The sequence below is a fragment of the Streptomyces sp. NPDC006551 genome (assembly GCF_040611675.1).
In the GTDB taxonomy this organism is placed as follows: Bacteria; Actinomycetota; Actinomycetes; order Streptomycetales; family Streptomycetaceae; genus Streptomyces.
Genome location: NZ_JBEXOT010000005.1, coordinates 230,919 through 247,502, shown reverse-complemented (window position 1 = coordinate 247,502; position 16,584 = coordinate 230,919). Strand labels below are relative to the sequence as shown.

The 16,584-nt window shown below is 71.8% G+C and carries 18 protein-coding genes; 9 read left to right on the top strand and 9 right to left on the bottom strand.

Annotated elements, in window-relative coordinates; all coding sequences use genetic code 11:
• Positions 1 to 91: 91 nt before the first annotated feature.
• Genes ABZY12_RS08645 through ABZY12_RS08635 form a run of 3 tightly spaced genes read right to left on the bottom strand, consistent with a single transcriptional unit; the run spans position 92 to position 2,606 of the window.
• Positions 92 to 703: an ATP-binding protein gene (locus ABZY12_RS08645; RefSeq protein ID WP_356888540.1), complete on the bottom strand. Its 612-nt coding sequence runs from the start codon at positions 701 to 703 to the stop codon at positions 92 to 94.
• A 4-nt stretch (positions 704 to 707) separates the two neighbouring features.
• Positions 708 to 1,382 (bottom strand): response regulator transcription factor, encoded by a 675-nt coding sequence (locus ABZY12_RS08640; RefSeq protein WP_356888539.1) that lies wholly within the window; start codon positions 1,380 to 1,382, stop codon positions 708 to 710.
• Positions 1,383 to 1,403: 21 nt separating this feature from the next.
• Positions 1,404 to 2,606, bottom strand: coding sequence for a sensor histidine kinase (locus tag ABZY12_RS08635; RefSeq protein WP_356888538.1), 1,203 nt, complete (start codon positions 2,604 to 2,606; stop codon positions 1,404 to 1,406).
• 97 nt (positions 2,607 to 2,703) lie between these two features.
• Between ABZY12_RS08635 and ABZY12_RS08630 the strand changes: the two genes are divergently transcribed.
• Both ABZY12_RS08630 and ABZY12_RS08625 read left to right on the top strand, forming a co-directional pair.
• A complete protein-coding gene (locus tag ABZY12_RS08630) occupies positions 2,704 to 3,711 on the top strand; it encodes an SAM-dependent methyltransferase (protein WP_356888537.1) in 1,008 nt (335 codons plus the stop codon).
• Between the two features lie 90 nt (positions 3,712 to 3,801).
• On the top strand, positions 3,802 to 4,944 hold the full coding sequence (locus ABZY12_RS08625) for an NADH-quinone oxidoreductase subunit D (protein ID WP_356888536.1): 1,143 nt from the start codon (positions 3,802 to 3,804) through the stop codon (positions 4,942 to 4,944).
• Between the two features lie 21 nt (positions 4,945 to 4,965).
• On the opposite strand, the gene ABZY12_RS08620 is transcribed toward ABZY12_RS08625, so the two are convergent.
• The 4 genes from ABZY12_RS08620 to ABZY12_RS08605 all read right to left on the bottom strand — a co-directional run bounded on the left by ABZY12_RS08620 (position 4,966) and on the right by ABZY12_RS08605 (position 8,480).
• The gene (locus tag ABZY12_RS08620; protein WP_356888535.1) at positions 4,966 to 5,967 is read right to left on the bottom strand and encodes a hypothetical protein; all 1,002 of its coding nucleotides are present in this window, start codon (positions 5,965 to 5,967) and stop codon (positions 4,966 to 4,968) included.
• 141 nt (positions 5,968 to 6,108) lie between these two features.
• A complete protein-coding gene (locus ABZY12_RS08615) occupies positions 6,109 to 7,095 on the bottom strand; it encodes an ABC transporter substrate-binding protein (RefSeq protein ID WP_356888534.1) in 987 nt (328 codons plus the stop codon).
• Between the two features lie 25 nt (positions 7,096 to 7,120).
• Positions 7,121 to 7,780: an ABC transporter permease gene (locus tag ABZY12_RS08610; protein ID WP_356888533.1), complete on the bottom strand. Its 660-nt coding sequence runs from the start codon at positions 7,778 to 7,780 to the stop codon at positions 7,121 to 7,123.
• Between the two features lies 1 nt (position 7,781).
• Complete coding sequence (locus ABZY12_RS08605; protein WP_356888532.1) at positions 7,782 to 8,480, bottom strand: ABC transporter permease; 699 nt, start codon at positions 8,478 to 8,480, stop codon at positions 7,782 to 7,784.
• 151 nt (positions 8,481 to 8,631) lie between these two features.
• On the opposite strand from ABZY12_RS08605, the gene ABZY12_RS08600 reads away from it, so the two are divergent.
• Entirely contained in the window at positions 8,632 to 9,735 is a 1,104-nt protein-coding gene (locus ABZY12_RS08600) for an ATP-binding cassette domain-containing protein (RefSeq protein ID WP_356888531.1), read from the top strand.
• On the opposite strand, the gene ABZY12_RS08595 is transcribed toward ABZY12_RS08600, so the two are convergent.
• The gene (locus ABZY12_RS08595; RefSeq protein WP_356888530.1) at positions 9,722 to 10,834 is read right to left on the bottom strand and encodes an alpha/beta hydrolase-fold protein; all 1,113 of its coding nucleotides are present in this window, start codon (positions 10,832 to 10,834) and stop codon (positions 9,722 to 9,724) included. The two genes, ABZY12_RS08600 and ABZY12_RS08595, sit on opposite strands and share 14 nt — an antisense overlap.
• A 173-nt stretch (positions 10,835 to 11,007) precedes the next feature.
• Here ABZY12_RS08595 and ABZY12_RS08590 point away from each other — a divergent pair, with 173 nt between their 5' ends.
• The 6 genes from ABZY12_RS08590 (at position 11,008) to ABZY12_RS08565 (ending at position 15,933) form a co-directional block, all read left to right on the top strand.
• A complete protein-coding gene (locus tag ABZY12_RS08590) occupies positions 11,008 to 12,840 on the top strand; it encodes a phosphatidylglycerol lysyltransferase domain-containing protein (protein WP_356888529.1) in 1,833 nt (610 codons plus the stop codon).
• 74 nt (positions 12,841 to 12,914) lie between these two features.
• The gene (gene folP, locus ABZY12_RS08585) at positions 12,915 to 13,775 is read left to right on the top strand and encodes a dihydropteroate synthase (protein WP_356888528.1); all 861 of its coding nucleotides are present in this window, start codon (positions 12,915 to 12,917) and stop codon (positions 13,773 to 13,775) included.
• Positions 13,772 to 14,230 (top strand): nuclear transport factor 2 family protein, encoded by a 459-nt coding sequence (locus tag ABZY12_RS08580; protein WP_356888527.1) that lies wholly within the window; start codon positions 13,772 to 13,774, stop codon positions 14,228 to 14,230. Before folP ends, ABZY12_RS08580 begins: the two co-directional genes overlap by 4 nt.
• Positions 14,231 to 14,430: 200 nt before the next feature.
• Positions 14,431 to 14,790, top strand: a complete 360-nt coding sequence (gene folB, locus ABZY12_RS08575) for a dihydroneopterin aldolase (protein WP_356888526.1) — start codon at positions 14,431 to 14,433, stop codon at positions 14,788 to 14,790.
• Entirely contained in the window at positions 14,787 to 15,386 is a 600-nt protein-coding gene (gene folK, locus ABZY12_RS08570) for a 2-amino-4-hydroxy-6-hydroxymethyldihydropteridine diphosphokinase (RefSeq protein WP_356888525.1), read from the top strand. The genes folB and folK overlap by 4 nt, the downstream gene beginning before the upstream one ends.
• A 64-nt stretch (positions 15,387 to 15,450) precedes the next feature.
• Positions 15,451 to 15,933, top strand: a complete 483-nt coding sequence (locus ABZY12_RS08565; RefSeq protein WP_356888524.1) for a DUF3180 domain-containing protein — start codon at positions 15,451 to 15,453, stop codon at positions 15,931 to 15,933.
• Between the two features lie 17 nt (positions 15,934 to 15,950).
• Here the strand turns inward: ABZY12_RS08565 and folE are convergent, their stop codons facing one another.
• A complete protein-coding gene (gene folE, locus ABZY12_RS08560) occupies positions 15,951 to 16,556 on the bottom strand; it encodes a GTP cyclohydrolase I FolE (RefSeq protein ID WP_356888523.1) in 606 nt (201 codons plus the stop codon).
• Positions 16,557 to 16,584 lie beyond the last annotated feature (28 nt).

Sequence of the window (16,584 nt, the reverse complement as noted above, 5' to 3'; positions counted from 1 at the left end):
CAGGCCGGACCGCACAGCCCGGCACCCGCGGATATGCGGCGGCCGACGGCCTGGACGTGGGCGTCGGAGGGAGGGCGGGCTTCGGTGGCCCTCAGTCGAAGCGGAGGTGGGACAGACCGACCCTGATCCGCCGCAGGCGGTGGCGGAGCGGCCCGTCCGTGTCCGGCAGGAGCCGCAGCCCGGCCCCGGCGGCCACCTCGTCCGCGACCCGCGGGACGGTCAGCCGGTCCGTACGGATGTGGTGCGCGAACTCCGGCCCCTCCAGTCGCTCCAGGCACAGGTCCAGCTTCGCCACGGCGAAGCTCTCCCGCTTGAGGCCGCGCCCCAGACCGCGCTCGGTCAGCCGCTTCAGCACGGTCCCGCGCTCCGCCAGCAGCGCGAAGTGCCGCACCCGGTCCTCACCGTGCTCCTCGCGCAGCCGTCCGACGATCTCGGTGAAGTACGCGGGCTCCACCAGCGTCATCGGCACGATCACCGGGCCGCCCACGTGCGCGCGCAGCGCCAGGTCCAGCACCTCGTAGACCCCCTGCCGCCAGGCGGGCAGGTCCTGGAAGTCGCCTCTGAGGGACGGCGGCAGCGTCCGGTGCAGTCCGAAGCCGATGTGCTCCGGGTCGCAGACCACGCTGCCCGGCAGCCGCCGCCGGATCTCGTACGCGGTCTGGGTCTTCCCGCCCCCGAACGGACCGTTGATCCACAGCAGCACCGGGTCAGACCGCTCCGCCGCCCGCCCGCACCAGGCCCGTCTCGTACGCCAGGACCACGACCTGCACGCGGTCGCGCAGGTCCAGCTTGGTCAGGATCCGGCCGACGTGCGTCTTCACCGTCGCCTCGGACAGGACCAGCCGGGCGGCGATCTCACCGTTCGAAAGACCCTGGGCGACCAGCATCATCACCTCGCGCTCGCGGTCGGTGAGCTTGTCGATCTCCTTGTGCTGGGGCTCCTTGCCCGACGACGGCAGCATCGGCGAGAAGCGGTCGAGCAGCCGGCGTGTGGTCGACGGGGCCACGACCGCGTCCCCGCTGTGCACCGAGCGGATCGCGCCCAGCAGCTCTCCGGGCGGCACGTCCTTGAGCATGAAGCCGCTCGCGCCCGCCTTCAGCCCGGAGAAGGCGTACTCGTCGAGGTCGAAGGTGGTCAGGATCAGCACCTTGGGCGCGTCGGGCTGCGAACAGATCCGCCGGGTCGTCTCGACCCCGTCCAGCTTGGGCATCCGTACGTCCATCAGCACCACGTCCACGGCCGTGGACCGCAGCACCTCCAGGGCCTCGACGCCGTCGCCGGCCTCGGCCACGACCTCCATGTCCGGCTGGGCGGCGAGCACCATGCGGAAGCCGGTGCGCAGCAGCACCTGGTCGTCGACGAGCATCACGCGGATGGACATGGGGTTTCCTCAGAGTCGGAGTCAGAGTGCGGGCTTCAGGGGAAGCAGGGCGCTGATACGGAAACCGCCGCCGGGGCGGGGGCCCGCGTCCAGGGTGCCGCCGACCATGCCGACCCGCTCCCGCATGCCGATCAGGCCGTGGCCCCGTCCGTCGGCGCCGCCGTCCTCGTACATCTCCGTGGTCGCGCCCCGCCCGTCGTCCTCGACGAGCAGCCCGAGCCCGTCGTCGAAGTACACCAGACGGACACTGGCCCCGGCGTCCGGGCCGCCGTGCTTGCGGGTGTTGGTGAGGGCCTCCTGCACGATCCGGTACGCCGTGAGCTCGACGCCGCTCGGCAGCGGCCGGGGCGTCCCCTCGACCTTGAAGTCGACGGTCAGACCGGCCCCGCGGACCTGCTCCACCAGATCCTCGATCTGCTGGACGTCGGGCTGGGGCACGTACTCCCCCGCCTCCTGGTGCTCGCCGGTGCGCAGGATCCCGAGGAGCCGGCGCATCTCGGCCAGCGCCTGCCGGCCGGTGGAGGAGATGGTCTCCAGGGCCTGCTTGGCCTGCTCCGGCGAGGCGTCCAGGACGTAGGCCGCGCCGTCGGCCTGCACCACCATGACGGAGACGTTGTGGGCGACGACGTCGTGCAGCTCGCGGGCGATCCGGGCGCGCTCGGCGGCCACCGCGACCTTGGACTGCGCCTCGCGCTCCTGCTCCAGGCGCGAGGCGCGCTCCTCCAGCTGCGCGAAGTAGGCGCGGCGGGTGCGCAGGGAGTCGCCGAGCACCCAGGCCAGGGCGAACGGCACCGTCATGATCACCGTGAAGAACACCTTGGCGAGCGCCGATCCCTCGCCCTCCATCGGCCATCTCAGCTGGGAGAGCGTGGCGGCGCTCAGTCCGCCGATGAGCGCGAGGCGGGAGGCCCAGCGCGGACCGTCGTGCGCGGCGACCGTGTAGATGATCACCAGCATCGCGAAGTCGGCGAGGAACGGCATCAGCCCGAGGGCGAGCTGGGCGAGGCCCAGAGCGACCGCGAGCACCAGCATCTTCTCGGGCGCGCGCCGGCGCAGGGCGACCACCAGCGAGAGGAGCACGGCGACGACGCCGTACGCGGCGGGCTCCTCGACCGCCGGGTAGGTCGACCCCACCCACAGCAGGGAGAACCCGAGGAGGACGACGGCCCAGAAGCTGTCGACGCCCGTCGGGTGTCTGCGGATGAAGTCGTAGACGCGCTGCACGTGACCCAGCGTAGGGAAGGCGGATAGGTGCAGGGGTCAACCGTGGGGTCGATCCTTGGCGTGAAGGCCGTACTCCGCAAGGTGGAGACTGGGGCACGTGACGGATGAGACGTGTCAATGGCCGGACGGACAGCGGGGCTGGCGGGGATGGCGGGAGGCCGCCGAGCGGGCGCTGTACGGGCCGGGCGGCTTCTATCTGCGCCCCGAGGGCCCGGCCGGGCACTTCCGTACCTCGGTGCACGCCTCGCCTCTCTTCGCCGGCGCCGTCGCCCGGCTGCTGACGGAGGTGGCCCGCGACCTCGACACGGACGAGATCGCGCTGGTGGATGTGGGCGCGGGGCGAGGCGAGCTGTTGACGGGGGTGCTGGCCGCTGCTCCGGCGGGGCTCTCGGTACGTCCGTACGGCGTCGAACGCGCCGCCCGCCCCGACGGGCTCGACCCGCGGATCGCCTGGACGGACCGGGTGCCGGAGGGCGTGCGCGGACTGCTCTTCGCGAACGAGTGGCTGGACAACGTGCCGGTGGACGTCGCCCAGGCCGACGCGTCGGGGGCGGTGCGGTACGTCGAGGTGCGGGCCGACGGCACGGAACGGCTCGGCGGGGTGGTCGCGGGCCCGGACGCGGAGTGGCTGGAGCGGTGGTGGCCGCTGCGGGAGCCGGGCGAGCGGGCGGAGATCGGGCGCCCGCGGGACGAGGCGTGGGCGCGGGCGGTGGGCGCGCTGGAGGCGGGCCTCGCGGTGGCGGTGGACTACGCGCATGTACGGGAGGCCAGGCCGCCCTTCGGGACGCTGACCGGGTTCCGGGCGGGGCGGGAGGTTCCGGCGGTGCCGGACGGGTCGTGCGACCTGACGTCGCACGTGGCGCTGGACTCGATCGCCTCGGCGGGCGGCCCCGGGGCCGAGCTGACGACGCAGCGGGAGGCGCTGCGGGGGCTGGGGGTGAGCGGGGGCCGGCCGCCGCTGTCCTTGGCGTCGAGCGATCCGGCGGCGTACGTGCGGGCGCTGGCCTCGGCGGGGGAGGCGGCGGAGCTGACGGCACGGGGCGGGCTGGGGGACTTCTTGTGGCTCACGCAGAGGGTGCCGGGTCCACGCGTCGGCCGGGCCTGAGAGGGCCGGCCCCCTGGGTCGTGCCCGCCCGTCCCTCCCCCATCTGGACGGCGGCCCACGACGGTGGAGGGGTCGGGGGATACTGTGCCCATGACGGAGACGACGGTCGGAATCGGCGGGGCGGCGGAGAGCACCGACATGGTGCTGAACATCGGGCCGCAGCATCCCTCGACCCATGGTGTGCTCCGCCTCCGGCTGGTCCTGGACGGCGAGGTCATCCGGCACGCCGAGCCGGTCATCGGGTACATGCACCGCGGCGCCGAGAAGCTCTTCGAGGCGCGCGACTACCGGCAGATCATCATGCTCGCCAACCGCCACGACTGGCTGTCGGCCTTCTCCAACGAGCTCGGTGTCGTGATGGCGGTCGAGCGGATGCTCGGCATGGAGGTCCCCGAGCGCGCCGTGTGGACCCGTACGCTGCTCGCCGAGCTGAACCGGGTGCTCAACCACCTCATGTTCCTGGGGTCGTACCCCCTCGAACTGGGCGGTATCACCCCGGTCTTCTACGCCTTCCGGGAGCGCGAGGAGCTCCAGGCCGTGATGGAGGAGGTCTCCGGCGGCCGGATGCACTACATGTTCAACCGGGTCGGCGGCCTCAAGGAGGACCTGCCGGCCGGGTGGCAGGACCGGGCGCGGGCGGCCGTCGCGGACGTCCGGTCCCGGATGGACGTGTACGACAAGCTGGTCCTCGGCAACGAGATCTTCCGGGGGCGTACCCGCGGCGTCGGCGTCCTGACCCGGGAGACCGCGCACGCGTACGGCGTCTCGGGGCCCATCGCCCGCGCCTCCGGCGTCGACTTCGATCTGCGCCGCGACGAGCCGTACCTGGCCTACGGGGAGCTTCAGGACACGCTCAAGGTCGTCACCCGGCAGGAGGGCGACTGCCTGGCCCGGTTCGAGTGCCTCCTCGACCAGACGCACAACTCCCTGGAGCTCGCCGACGCCTGCCTCGACCGGCTCGCGGAGCTTCCGCCGGGGCCGATCAACCAGCGGTTGCCGAAGGTCCTCAAGGCCCCGGAGGGCCACACGTACGCGTGGACCGAGAACCCTCTCGGCATCAACGGCTACTACCTGGTCTCCAAGGGCGAGAAGACCCCGTACCGCCTCAAGCTCCGCTCGGCGTCGTTCAACAACATCCAGGCGCTGACCGAGCTGCTCCCCGGCACACTGGTCGCCGACATGGTGGCGATCCTGGGCTCGCTGTTCTTCGTCGTCGGCGACATCGACAAGTGACCGGCGACAGGCCCGGGTCCCCTACGAGCTGACCGCTCCGCGCAGCTCCGCCACGTCGAGCTGCTCGGTCTCGTCGTGCTCGGTCAGGTCGATGACCTGGCCGATCGCCCGCTGCTCGGGGGCGCGCCGTGCCACGGCGGCCAGGACCTCCTCGCCGACGACGTCCGCGAGATCGGTGTCCTGGACCGCCTCGATCGCGGCCGCCGCCTTCTGCGTACCGAAGAAGTCGAAGCCTCCTTCGGGGCGCGGGGCGGGGCGGCGGGCGGCGTAGGGCACGATCGCGGCCGCGGCCGGGACCGGGCGGACCGCGGGCACGGGCGGCACGGTGGAGGCGGCGGACGACGGGCGGGCGTGGTGCCCGGTCCCGGCGGCCGCCGCGTGCTTCCCCTGCGGCTCCTCCGTCTCCCGGGCGCGCTCGGCGAGGTCGCGGCTGCGGGCCGCTTCGACGGTCCTGCGGGCCTGTTGGGCGGCGGCGTTGCGCGAGAGGTCGCGCAGCGCTTCGGCCGCCTGACGGTAGGCGTCCTTGGTCGGCGTGGATCCGGCGACCGGCAGCGCCTTCGCGGGCGAGGTCGCCTCCAGGGCGAGCTGCCTGCGGCCTTCCAGGGCGCTGGCCCGCTCGGTCTCCGCCGTGGCGTACCGGCGCAGCAGCTCCGCGTGCTCGCCGCGCAGTCCGGCGAGCTCGACCCGCTTGGCGCGCAGCTTCGCGTCGAGCTTGGCGCGCAGCTCGCGCGACTCCTCGATGTCGGACTCGAGTTCGGCTATCCGCTCCTCGGTCTTCCACTGGTCCGCGGCCCGCGCCCGGGTCAGCTCGGCGACCTGGCGGCCGGCGCTCCGGTCCCAACCGCGCATGAGGACGGCGCCGGTGATCGCGGCGGCGGCGGCCGCCGCGACGAGCAGCCGCAGCACCACCGGATCCGCGAGCAGCCAGGCGCCCGCGGCACAGGCGACCGACGCTCCTGCGACCGCCGAGGGCGGCAGAAGCTTGTGCAGAGGAGGGGAATGGCGGTGGCGTCCACGTGGCATGGCCTGAAATTTACCGTGCGTAGGCGCGGTATGGGGTGTCGGCCCCGCAATCTCTTGGCCACGTCTCGCCGTCGTCACCGCGCCTCTGCCCCGCCCGCGCCGCACTCAACCCTTGCCGCGCCGACTCCCTTTAGCCGACCCTCACTTCTTGACCAGCCCCTTCGACTCCAGATAGGTCTTCGCCACGTCCTCGGGCTTCGCCCGCTCGGCATCCACCTTGCGGTTCAGTTCGGCGAGATCGGCCGTTGTCAGGACCTTTGTGATCTTGTCGAGCGCCGCGGCTATCTCGGGCGATCCGGCGTCCTTCGCATTGACCACGGGCAGCACATTGTCGGCGTTCTGCAGCTTCTTGTCGTCGGCCAGCAGGACGAGGCCGAAGCCGTCCAGCGTGGCGTCCGTGGTGGTGGTCAGCACAAGCTGGTCCACGCCGTCCTTGACCGCCTGCTTGGACTGCGGTGTGCCGACTCCCTTGGGGTCGACACCGGTGACGTCGATCCCGTACGTCTTCTTCAGGCCCGGCGCGCAGAACGGCCGTACGGCGCATTCGTCACCGGCCGCGATCTTCACCTTCAGCTTGGCGCGGCCGAGATCGGAAAGCGTCGTCAGCTTGTTCTTCTCGGCGAATTCCCTCGACACCGCGAAGGCGTTCTGGTCGACGGCCTCGCCGAACGCGAGCACCTTCAGTCCGCGCGGCTCGGCGAGCTTCTTCAGCGCCTCCACCGTGGCGGCCGCGTCACCGGAGGCGACGGGGTTCTCCTCCGGTGCCTTCGGGCCGTTCGCCTTCGCATTGAGGAATTCCGCGATCGTCGCCGCGTATTCCGGTACGACGTCGATCTCGCCCTTCTCCAGCGAGGGTTCGTACAGCTCCCGGTTCTTCACCGTGGTGACGGTCGCGGAGTATCCGGCGTCCTCCAGCACCTGGGCGTAGAGTTCGGCGAGCACCTTGGACTCGGTGAACGCCGCGGCGCCCACGACCAGCGAGCCCTTCCCTGGCCCGGACGCACCACCGCCGCCCGCCTTCTCCTTCTCCAGGCTGTCGCCGCCGCACGCGGCGAGCCCGCCGGTCAGCGCCGCCACACCCAGCAGCGCACCCGCCAAACGCGAGGTCCTGCTCACGAGATCACCCATTCCCATCAGTCGTTCTTCGGTCGTCTCACGCGCGCCGGCCGAGCAGCCGGTCGGCCCCCACCAGCGCGGCCTCCACCAGGAGGGCGAGCAGGGCGACGAGGAGCGCGCCCGCCACCACCTGCGGGGTGTTGTACGTGTTGAATCCGGCGGTGATGATCCGGCCGAGGCCCCCTTGGCCGACCATCGCCGCGATGGTCGCGGTGGCGACCACCTGCACGGCGGCCGACCGCAGTCCCGTCATGACCAGCGGCCGGGCGAGGGGCAGTTCGACCTTCCGGAAGAGCTGGCCGCCGGACATCCCCATCCCCCGCGCGGCCTCCACCACCGCCCGGTCCACCTCCCGCATGCCGACGTACGCGTTGGTGAGCAGCGGCGGCACCGCGAACAGCACCAGCGCGATCACGGTGGGCACCGAGCCGGCGGTGCGCAGCGGCGACACCATGAACAGGGCCAGGACCGCGAAGACGGGGATCGCCCGCCCGACGTTGGAGATGTTGACGGCGAGCGTGCCGCCCCGGCCGAGGTGCCCCAGCCACAGCCCGAGCGGCAGGGCGAGCGCGCAGGCCAGGAGCAGCGCGACCCCGCTCACATACACGTGCTCGGCGAGCCGTTGCCCTATCCCGCCGTCCCCCGACCAGTTGGCGCCGGTGGTGAGCCAGGCCCAGGCGTCCGTCACGACCCCCATCTCACCCTCCCCCCGGCGCGGTCCGTATGCGGGTCCACGGCGTGAGCAGCCGCTGGAGGCCCAGGAGCAGCAGATCGGCGGCGACCGCGAGCAGGACGCACAGCACCGAGGCGGCGAGCACCTGCGCCTTGAAGAAGGTCGGCAGCGCGTCCTCGATGAGATTGCCGAGCCCGCCCCGGCCCACGATCGACCCGACCGTCGTCAGCGCGATCGTCGACACCGTCGCCATCCGTATCCCGGCCATCAAGGCGGGCAGCGACAGCGGGAGTTCGACCTCCCACAGCAGCCTGCCGGGCCCGTACCCCATGCCCCGGGCGGCCTCCCGCGCCTCGGCCGGCACGGCCGCCAGGCCCGCGAGGATGTTCCGTACGAGAATCGTCAGCGAGTACAGCACGAGACCGGTCACGACCAGCGCCGACGACAGACCGAAGAACGGCAGCAGCAGCGAGAACAGGGCCAGCGACGGAATCGTGTAGAGCAGGGTCGTCAGCCCGAGGACCGGTCCGGCGAGCCGTGGGCGCGCCCGGACGAGCAGGGCCAGCGGAAAGGCGACGGCGAGCCCGATCAGTACGGACACCAGCGTGATGCCCCCGTGCTGAAGCGTGGCTTCGGTCAACTCCTGGGCCCTGGTGCGCAGATACTCCCCGCAGATCCAGTCGTTCGTCACCAGACAGTTCGACGCGCTCGCGTGCCGACTCATGTGCCTCCCCCCGGCCGTCCGTATACCCGTATGCCCGAACGTATGTCTCAACCGACCCTAGCCCCCGGCACCGACAATCGCCGAGGACCGCCACGCCCCGGCAACACGCCCTTCACACGCGCCCCGCCGACAGGGGCCAGAATGGGGAACCATGATCCGGTTCGAGCATGTGACCAAGCGGTACGCGGACGGCACCACCGCCGTCGACGACCTCTCCTTCGACGTCGCCGAGGGCGAACTGGTCACGCTCGTCGGCCCGTCGGGCTGCGGCAAGACGACCACGATGAAGATGGTGAACCGGCTCATCGAGCCGACCGAGGGGCGGATATTCCTCGACGGCGAGGACATATCCACCGTCGACCCCGTCCGACTGCGCCGCCGCATCGGCTATGTCATCCAGCAGGTCGGCCTCTTCCCGCACCGGACGGTCCTCGACAACACCGCCACCGTGCCGCACCTCCTCGGCGTCCCGCGCGCCCGGGCCCGCGCCCGCGCCGCCGAACTCCTCGACCTGGTCGGCCTGGACCCGGGCACGTACGGCGACCGCTACCCCGAGCAGCTCTCCGGTGGACAGCGTCAACGCGTGGGCGTGGCCCGCGCGCTGGCGGCCGACCCGCCCGTGCTGCTGATGGACGAACCGTTCGGCGCGGTCGACCCGGTGGTCCGCGAACGGTTGCAGAGCGAGTTCCTGCGGCTCCAGTCCCAGGTCCGCAAGACCGTCCTGCTGGTCACCCACGACCTGGAGGAGGCCGTCCGCCTCGGCGACCGGATCGCCGTCTACGGCCAGGGGACGATCGAGCAGTTCGCCGCGCCGGCCACCGTGCTCGGCGCCCCCGCCACCCCGTACGTCGCCGACTTCGTCGGCGCGGACCGCGGCCTCAAGCGGCTCTCCGTCACCCCCGTGGAGGAGAGCCACCTGGAACACCCGCCGACCGTGCGCGCCGGTGACGCCTTCGACGCGCCGTGGGCGGTCCTTCTCGACGCCGACGGTCGCCCGGAGGGGTGGGTCTCGGCCGAACACCCCGAGCACACCCGACAGACCCCCGCTCCGCTACCGCTCGGCGCCTCCCTCCGGGAGGCGCTGGCGGCGCTCCTCCAGGACGACACCGGCCGGCTCCCCGTCATCGACCCGGTGGACGGCGGGCGGTACGCCGGAGTGCTGACCCCGGCCGGGATCCACCGGGCCCTGCGCCGGGCCGCCCCCGAGACGCCCGCCCCGGAGACACCCCCCGCCCAGAAGCTCAGTTCGCGCTGAGCCGCCCGCTCATCCACACCAGGCCCGGCGGGATCTCCCGGTTCCAGGTGTTGAAGTTGTGCCCGCCGCTGTCGAGGGTGATCGAGGAGACCCGCGCCGGGGCCTTCACCTTCTTGATGAAGGCGAGCGTCCCCTTCAGGTTGCCCTCGCCCTGCTTCGAGGTGGTCACCAGGAACGACGACTTCCCCCGCGGGGCGTGGTCCAGGCTCCACAGCAGGTCGGCCCGCTTGCGCGCCTTCCCGTCGCCGTGGAACAGATCGCCGGTCGTCACGTCCTCGGCCGCCTTGTAGTACGCGGAGAAGCCCGCGCCCGCCGCGAACCGGTCCGGGTGGTGCAGGGCGATCTTCAGCGCGCAGTAGCCGCCGGTCGAGTTCCCCATGAACCCCCAGTTCCGGGCCTTCGTCCCCACCCGGTACGTCTCCGAGACCGCCTTCGGCAGGTCCTCCGCGAAGAAGGTCTCGGTCTGCGGGCCGCCGGGCACGTTCACGCACTCGGTGTCCCGGGGCGGCGCCACCGTCGGGCGCAGCATCACCAGGATCATCGGCCGCATCTTCCCCGCCTTGGCCTGCAGGAAGGCCGTCTTCGGGTACTTCAGGCCCTTGAGCAGGTTCTCGGCCGTGCCCGGGTAGCCGGTCAGCACCACCGAGGCGGGAAAGGTGCTCTTCGCGTACGCCTTCTGGAAGTACTCCGGCGGCAGATAGACGTACGCCGGGGAGTCGATCCCCGACTTCTCGCCGGCGATGACGATCTTCTGGATCTGTCCGCCGACCGAGGGCTTCCCACCGCCGGGAACGTCCAGCGCCTTTGTGCCGACGACCTTGATGTCCTTGGAGCCGGCCGAGTGGTCGACGACCACGCCCAGGTCCTGCTCCTGCCCGAACAGGTCGGCCCAGGAGCCGTAGAACAGGAAGGAGTTGTTCGCCGCCAGACCGACCGAGGCGAACAGCGCGAGCTGGGTCGCGAGCAGCAGGCCGATCCGGCCCAGGACGGCCCGCCACCCCCCGCGGGCGAGCCGCGGCCACAGCCAGACGGTGGCGGTGAACAGCACCACAGCCAGCGCGACGGCGAGCGCCAGAACATTGTTGCTGGTGAGACCCATGAGGCGATCGAACTTTCTTCCTTGAGAATTTCCTGTGAGCGGATGAACCCGCTCCCCCGCAGGACCGTCCTAGAGGGCGCACAACCTCCGGACACGGCCCGCTCCTGACCACCCGCGCGGCCGCCGGACCAAGAATCTCTCGCGGATGCGGATCACGGGAAGCACGGGAAGCGATGTCTGTCACGGTAGATGGGGACAAATCACGATCGGTTCCGGATCGGGTACGCCGGATTCTGCGCGGACCACGACCGGAGAAGGTCCCCTCGCTCGTCGGCACGGCCTGCACGCTCATCGGCCTGATCGACATCGCCGCGGGCGTCTTCCCCCGCTTCCGCACCAGCCGGATGCACGCCGTCGCCGAAGTCCTGCCCGGCACCCTCGGACCGCTCTCCGCCGCGCTCTCCCTCAGCGCCGGCGTCCTGCTCCTGCTCCTCGCCCACGGCCTCAAGCGCCACAAGCGCCGCGCCTGGCGGGCCGCCGTCGTACTGCTGCCGCTCGGCGCCGTCGCCCAGTTCGTCTGGCGCCACTCGATCGTCGGCGTCCTGCTCTCCCTCGCGCTGCTCGCCCTGCTGCTGTGCCACCGCGGCGAGTTCGCCGCCCTGCCCGACCCCCGCAGCCGCTGGAAGGCCCTCGCCAACTTCGTCCTCATGGGCGCCGGGTCCATCGCGCTCGGCCTGGTCATCGTCAGCGCCCACCCGCGCCGCGTCGTCGGCGGCCCCGGCCTCACCGACCGCCTGGAACACGTCCTGTACGGACTCTTCGGCTTCGAAGGCCCCGTCCGCTACACCGGCGACGTCGACTGGACCGTCGGCTACTCCCTGGGCGCCCTCGGCATGCTGACCGCCCTCACCACGATCTACCTCGCCTTCCGCCCCGAACACCCCGCCGCCCGGCTCACCGAGGACGACGAGACCAGGCTCCGCGCCCTGCTCGACAAGCACGGCGCCCGCGACTCCCTCGGACACTTCGCGCTCCGCCGCGACAAGGGCGTCGTCTTCTCCCCCAGCGGCAAGGCCGCCGTCTGCTACCGCGTCGTCTCCGGCGTCATGCTCGCCAGCGGCGACCCCATCGGCGACGTCGAAGCCTGGCCCGGCGCCATCGAACGCTTCATGGACGAGGCCAAGGCCCACTCCTGGACCCCCGCCGTCATGGGCTGCTCCGAGACCGGCGGCCAGGTCTGGACCCGCGAAACCGGCCTCGACGCCCTCGAACTGGGCGACGAGGCGGTGGTGGACGTCGCGGATTTCTCCCTCTCCGGGCGCGCCATGCGCAACGTGCGCCAGATGGTGAAGCGCATCGAACGCAACGGTTACACCACCAAGGTCCGACGCGTCCGTGACCTCTCCGACGCCGAACTCGAACACGTACGACGCGCCGCCGCCGACTGGCGCGGCACCGACACCGAACGCGGCTTCTCCATGGCCCTCGGCCGGATCGGCGATCCCGGCGACGGGGAAGCGGTCATAGCCACCGCCCACAAGGACGATCCCGACTCGCCGTACGGCGACCTGAAGGCGATCATCCACTTCGTCCCGTGGGGCCCCGACGGCATGTCCCTGGAACTCATGCGCCGCGACCGCTCCGCCGACCCCGGCATGAACGAACTCCTCATCGTCGCCGCCCTCCAGGAATCCCCCCGCCTGTGCATCACCCGCGTCTCGCTCAACTTCGCCATGTTCCGCGCGGCCCTCGCCCGCGGCGAGAAGATCGGCGCCGGTCCCGTCCTGCGCGTCTGGCGCGGCCTCCTCGTCTTCCTCTCCCGCTGGTTCCAGATCGAGTCCCTCTACAAGTTCAACGCCAAGTTCCAGCCCCGCTGGGAACCCCGCTTCGTCGTCTACCGCAAGAGCCGCGACCTGCCCCGCATCGGCTTCGCCGCCATGCAGGCCGAAGGCTTCGTGAACCTCGAGATGCCCCGCCCCTTCGCCCGCCGCCGCACCGCCACCACCGCCCGCCCCTGCGCCCACATCGTCCCCCCGCAGAACGAGCCCGAGGTCCGCGCGGCCTGACCGGCCCCGGAGCCCTGGGGCCCTGGGCGCCGCGAGCCCGGCAAGATCGGCGAGACACCCCCTAGGCTGGTCGTATGAGTACGTTGAGCGGACGGGGCACGGCCTGGGGCCTGCCGGAGTGGGATCGCTGCGCGGTCATGGGCGTCGTCAACGTGACGCCGGACTCCTTCTCCGACGGCGGCCGCTGGTTCGACACCACGGCCGCCGTCAAACACGGGCTCGACCTCGTCGCCGAAGGCGCCGACCTCGTCGACGTCGGCGGCGAATCCACCCGGCCCGGCGCCAGCCGCGTCGACGAGGACGAGGAGCTGCGCCGCGTCGTGCCCGTCGTCCGCGGCCTCGCCGCCGAAGGCGTCACCGTCTCCGTCGACACCATGCGGGCCTCCGTCGCCCGCGCCGCCGTCGCGGCGGGCGCCACCCTCGTCAACGACGTCAGCGGCGGCCTCGCCGACCCGGAGATGGTCCCCTCCGTCGCCGCCGCCGAGGTCCCCTTCGTCGTCATGCACTGGCGCGGCTTCAGCCAGGACATGAACAGCCTCGCCGTCTACGACGACGTGGTCCGCGAAGTCGTCACCGAACTGCGCCGCCGCATGGACGCCGTCGTCGACGGCGGCATCGCCCCCGAGCGCATCGTCATCGACCCCGGCCTCGGCTTCGCCAAACAGGCCCCGCACGACCTCGCCCTCGTCGCCCACCTGCCCGAGCTGCGCGCCCTGGGCCGGCCACTCCTCGTGGCCGCCTCCCGCAAGCGCTTCCTCGGCCATGTCCTCGCCCGCGAGGGCGCCGCCCCGCCCCCCGCCCGCGAACGCGACGCCGCCACCGCCGCCGTCTCCGCCATCGCCGCCCACGAAGGCGCCTGGGCCGTCCGCGTCCACGAGGTCAGGGCCACCGCCGACGCCGTCCGAGTCGCCAGAGCCGTCGAGGGAGCCGCGTGACCCACCGGACCGACACCGAAGCGGTCGAGGCCGCCAACACCGCCTTCTACGAAGCGATGGAGCGCGGCGACTTCGAAGAGGTCTCCGCCCTCTGGCTCGACGACGGCGCCAGCCCCATCTCCTGCGTCCACCCCGGCTGGCCGGTCCTCTCCGGCCGCGGTGAGGTGCTCCGCTCGTACGCCCTGATCATGGCGAACACCGAGTACATCCAGTTCTTCCTCACCGACGTCAAGATCTCCCTCGGCGGCGACGTGGCCGTCGTCACCTGCACGGAGAACATCCTCAGCGGCGGACCCGCCGAGGACGGCGCCGAACTCGGCCCGCTCGTGGGCCAGCTGGTGGTCGCCACCAATGTGTTCCGCCGCACATTCGACGGCTGGAAGATCTGGTCCCACCACGGCTCCCCCGTCCTCGCCGAATCCGACGACGAAGAGGACGAGGAGCCAGGCGCCTGACGGGTCCCTGAGCCTTCCGGGTGATCCACGGGATTGGAATCCCGCCCCCTGGGTAGGGGCCGCTCCCAGCCCCTGCGGCCCTCGCCTGCTGCCCCCGTGGGCACGTGCTGTCGGTGCCCGCAGGTAGATTCGATGGTGGACACCCGGCCGTCCGCACCCGGCTGCGTGGCCCGAGAACTACGACAGCAGGAGTGATTCGCGTGGATCGTGTCGCGCTGCGCGGCCTCAAGGCCCGAGGACACCACGGCGTCTTCCCCAAGGAGCGCGAGGAAGGCCAGACCTTCATCGTGGACCTCGTCCTCGGCCTGGACACCCGCCCCGCGGCCGCCGACGACGACCTGACGAAGACCGTGCACTACGGCGTCGTCGCGGAGGAAGTCGTGGACGTGGTCCAGGGCGAGCCGGTGGACCTCATCGAGACGCTCGCCGAACGGATCGCCCAGCAGTGCCTCAAGCACGCCGGCGTCCAGGAGGTCGAGGTGTGCGTCCACAAGCCCGACGCACCCATCACCGTCCCCTTCGACGACGTCACCATCACCATCACCCGGAGCCGAGTATGAAAGCCACGCACAGCGACCCCACCGTGCAGCCCGTACCCGCCTCCGTCGTCGAGGCCGTCGACGCCGCCGACGTGACGCTCTCCAACCCCAAGTGGGCCGTCATCGCCCTCGGCGCCAACCTCGGCAACCGCCTGGAGACCCTCCAAGGGGCCATCGACGCCCTGGAGGACACCCCGGGCCTCCGGGTCAAGGCCGTCTCCTCCGTGTACGAGACGGAGCCCTGGGGCGTCGAGCCCGGCTCCCAGCCCTCGTACCTCAACGCCGTCGTCCTGGTGAAGACCACGCTGCCGCCCTCCTCCCTGCTGGAGCGCGCGCACGCCGTCGAGGAGGCCTTCCACCGGGTCCGCGAGGAGCGCTGGGGCGCCCGCACGATCGACGTCGACATCGTGGCCTACGCCGACGTGGTCTCCGACGACCCCGTCCTCACGCTCCCCCACCCCCGCGCCCACCAGCGCGCCTTCGTCCTGGCCCCCTGGCGCGACGTGGACCCCGAGGCCCAGCTGCCCGGCCACGGCACGGTGGCCGATCTCCTCACCGCCGTCGGTGGCGACGGGGTCGTGCCGCGTGTCGACCTGGAACTCCGTCTGCCCGAGTAGTCGTTAGTCTCGTCAGAGATCGAGATCGACCGAGATCGACGCCCGCGACGACGAAGGACACCCGGTGAAACAACTGCGGCTCAAGGTGCTCACCGGATTGTTCGTCGTGGCCGGCATCCTCTCCTGGGGCGGCGCGCGGCTCTGGGACTCGGTGGGCACCCTGCCGAGCGTGCCCCTGGCCGCCCCGATCGTGCTCGCGGCGATCGCCGTCGTCCTGACCGCGACGGCCCTCTCCCTCCGCTCCCGCCTCAAGGCCCAGCGCGAACGCCGCCCCGGAGCGAAGGGCGTCGAACCCCTGATGGCGGCCCGCGCGGTGGTCTTCGGCCAGGCCAGCGCTCTGGTGGCGGCGCTGGTCTCCGGCATGTACGGCGGCGTGGGCGTCTTCCTGCTCGGCTCCCTGGACGTCCCGGCCCGCCGCGACCAGGTGATCTACGCCGGCTTCTCGGTCCTGGCGGGCATCGGCGTGATCGCGGCGGCCCTCTTCCTGGAACGCGTCTGCAAACTCCCCGACGACGAGGACACCCCGGGCACGGCCCCGGTGGCCTGACGGGCCCGCCGTGCGGGCTAGCGGGCCATGATGAGGCTCATGGCCTCGTTGCGGGTCGCGGGGTCGCGGAGCTGGCCGCGCACGGCCGAGGTGAGGGTCTTCGCGCCGGGCTTGCGGATGCCGCGCATCGACATGCACATGTGCTCGCACTCGATGACGACGATGACGCCGCGCGGCTCCAAGATCTCCATCAGTGAGTCGGCGACCTGCGTGGTCAGCCTCTCCTGCACCTGCGGGCGGCGGGCGTAGACGTCGACCAGGCGGGCAAGCTTCGACAGGCCGGTGATCTTCCCGGAGGTCGAGGGGATGTAGCCGACGTGGGCGACTCCCCTGAACGGTACGAGGTGGTGTTCACATGTCGAGTACACCTCAATGTCCTTGACCAGCACCATCTCGTCGTGGCCGAGGTCGAACGTGGTCGTCAGGACGTCCTCGGGCCGCTGCCGCAGACCCGCGAATATCTCCTGGTACGCCCGCGCCACCCGGCCCGGCGTCTCCCGCAGCCCCTCGCGGTCCGGGTCCTCGCCGACCGCGATGAGGAGCTCTCGTACGGCGTTCTCGGCGCGCTTCTCGTCGAAATCGCCGATCTTGCCTTCGCCGTCCAGCGTCACCGGGTCGGTCATCTGTGCCTCGTTCCGTCTGACTCGCATG

Bases quoted from the DNA above. Each gene is read 5' to 3' on its own strand.
- ABZY12_RS08640 (WP_356888539.1), bottom strand. From the start codon at position 1,382: ATGTCCATCCGCGTGATGCTCGTCGACGACCAGGTGCTGCTGCGCACC.
- ABZY12_RS08625 (WP_356888536.1), top strand. From the start codon at position 3,802: ATGACGGAGACGACGGTCGGAATCGGCGGGGCGGCGGAGAGCACCGAC.
- ABZY12_RS08620 (WP_356888535.1), bottom strand. From the start codon at position 5,967: ATGCCACGTGGACGCCACCGCCATTCCCCTCCTCTGCACAAGCTTCTG.
- ABZY12_RS08615 (WP_356888534.1), bottom strand. From the start codon at position 7,095: ATGGGTGATCTCGTGAGCAGGACCTCGCGTTTGGCGGGTGCGCTGCTG.
- ABZY12_RS08610 (WP_356888533.1), bottom strand. From the start codon at position 7,780: ATGGGGGTCGTGACGGACGCCTGGGCCTGGCTCACCACCGGCGCCAAC.
- ABZY12_RS08605 (WP_356888532.1), bottom strand. From the start codon at position 8,480: ATGAGTCGGCACGCGAGCGCGTCGAACTGTCTGGTGACGAACGACTGG.
- ABZY12_RS08600 (WP_356888531.1), top strand. From the start codon at position 8,632: ATGATCCGGTTCGAGCATGTGACCAAGCGGTACGCGGACGGCACCACC.
- ABZY12_RS08595 (WP_356888530.1), bottom strand. From the start codon at position 10,834: ATGGGTCTCACCAGCAACAATGTTCTGGCGCTCGCCGTCGCGCTGGCT.
- ABZY12_RS08590 (WP_356888529.1), top strand. From the start codon at position 11,008: ATGTCTGTCACGGTAGATGGGGACAAATCACGATCGGTTCCGGATCGG.
- folP (WP_356888528.1), top strand. From the start codon at position 12,915: ATGAGTACGTTGAGCGGACGGGGCACGGCCTGGGGCCTGCCGGAGTGG.
- folK (WP_356888525.1), top strand. From the start codon at position 14,787: ATGAAAGCCACGCACAGCGACCCCACCGTGCAGCCCGTACCCGCCTCC.
- folE (WP_356888523.1), bottom strand. From the start codon at position 16,556: ATGACCGACCCGGTGACGCTGGACGGCGAAGGCAAGATCGGCGATTTC.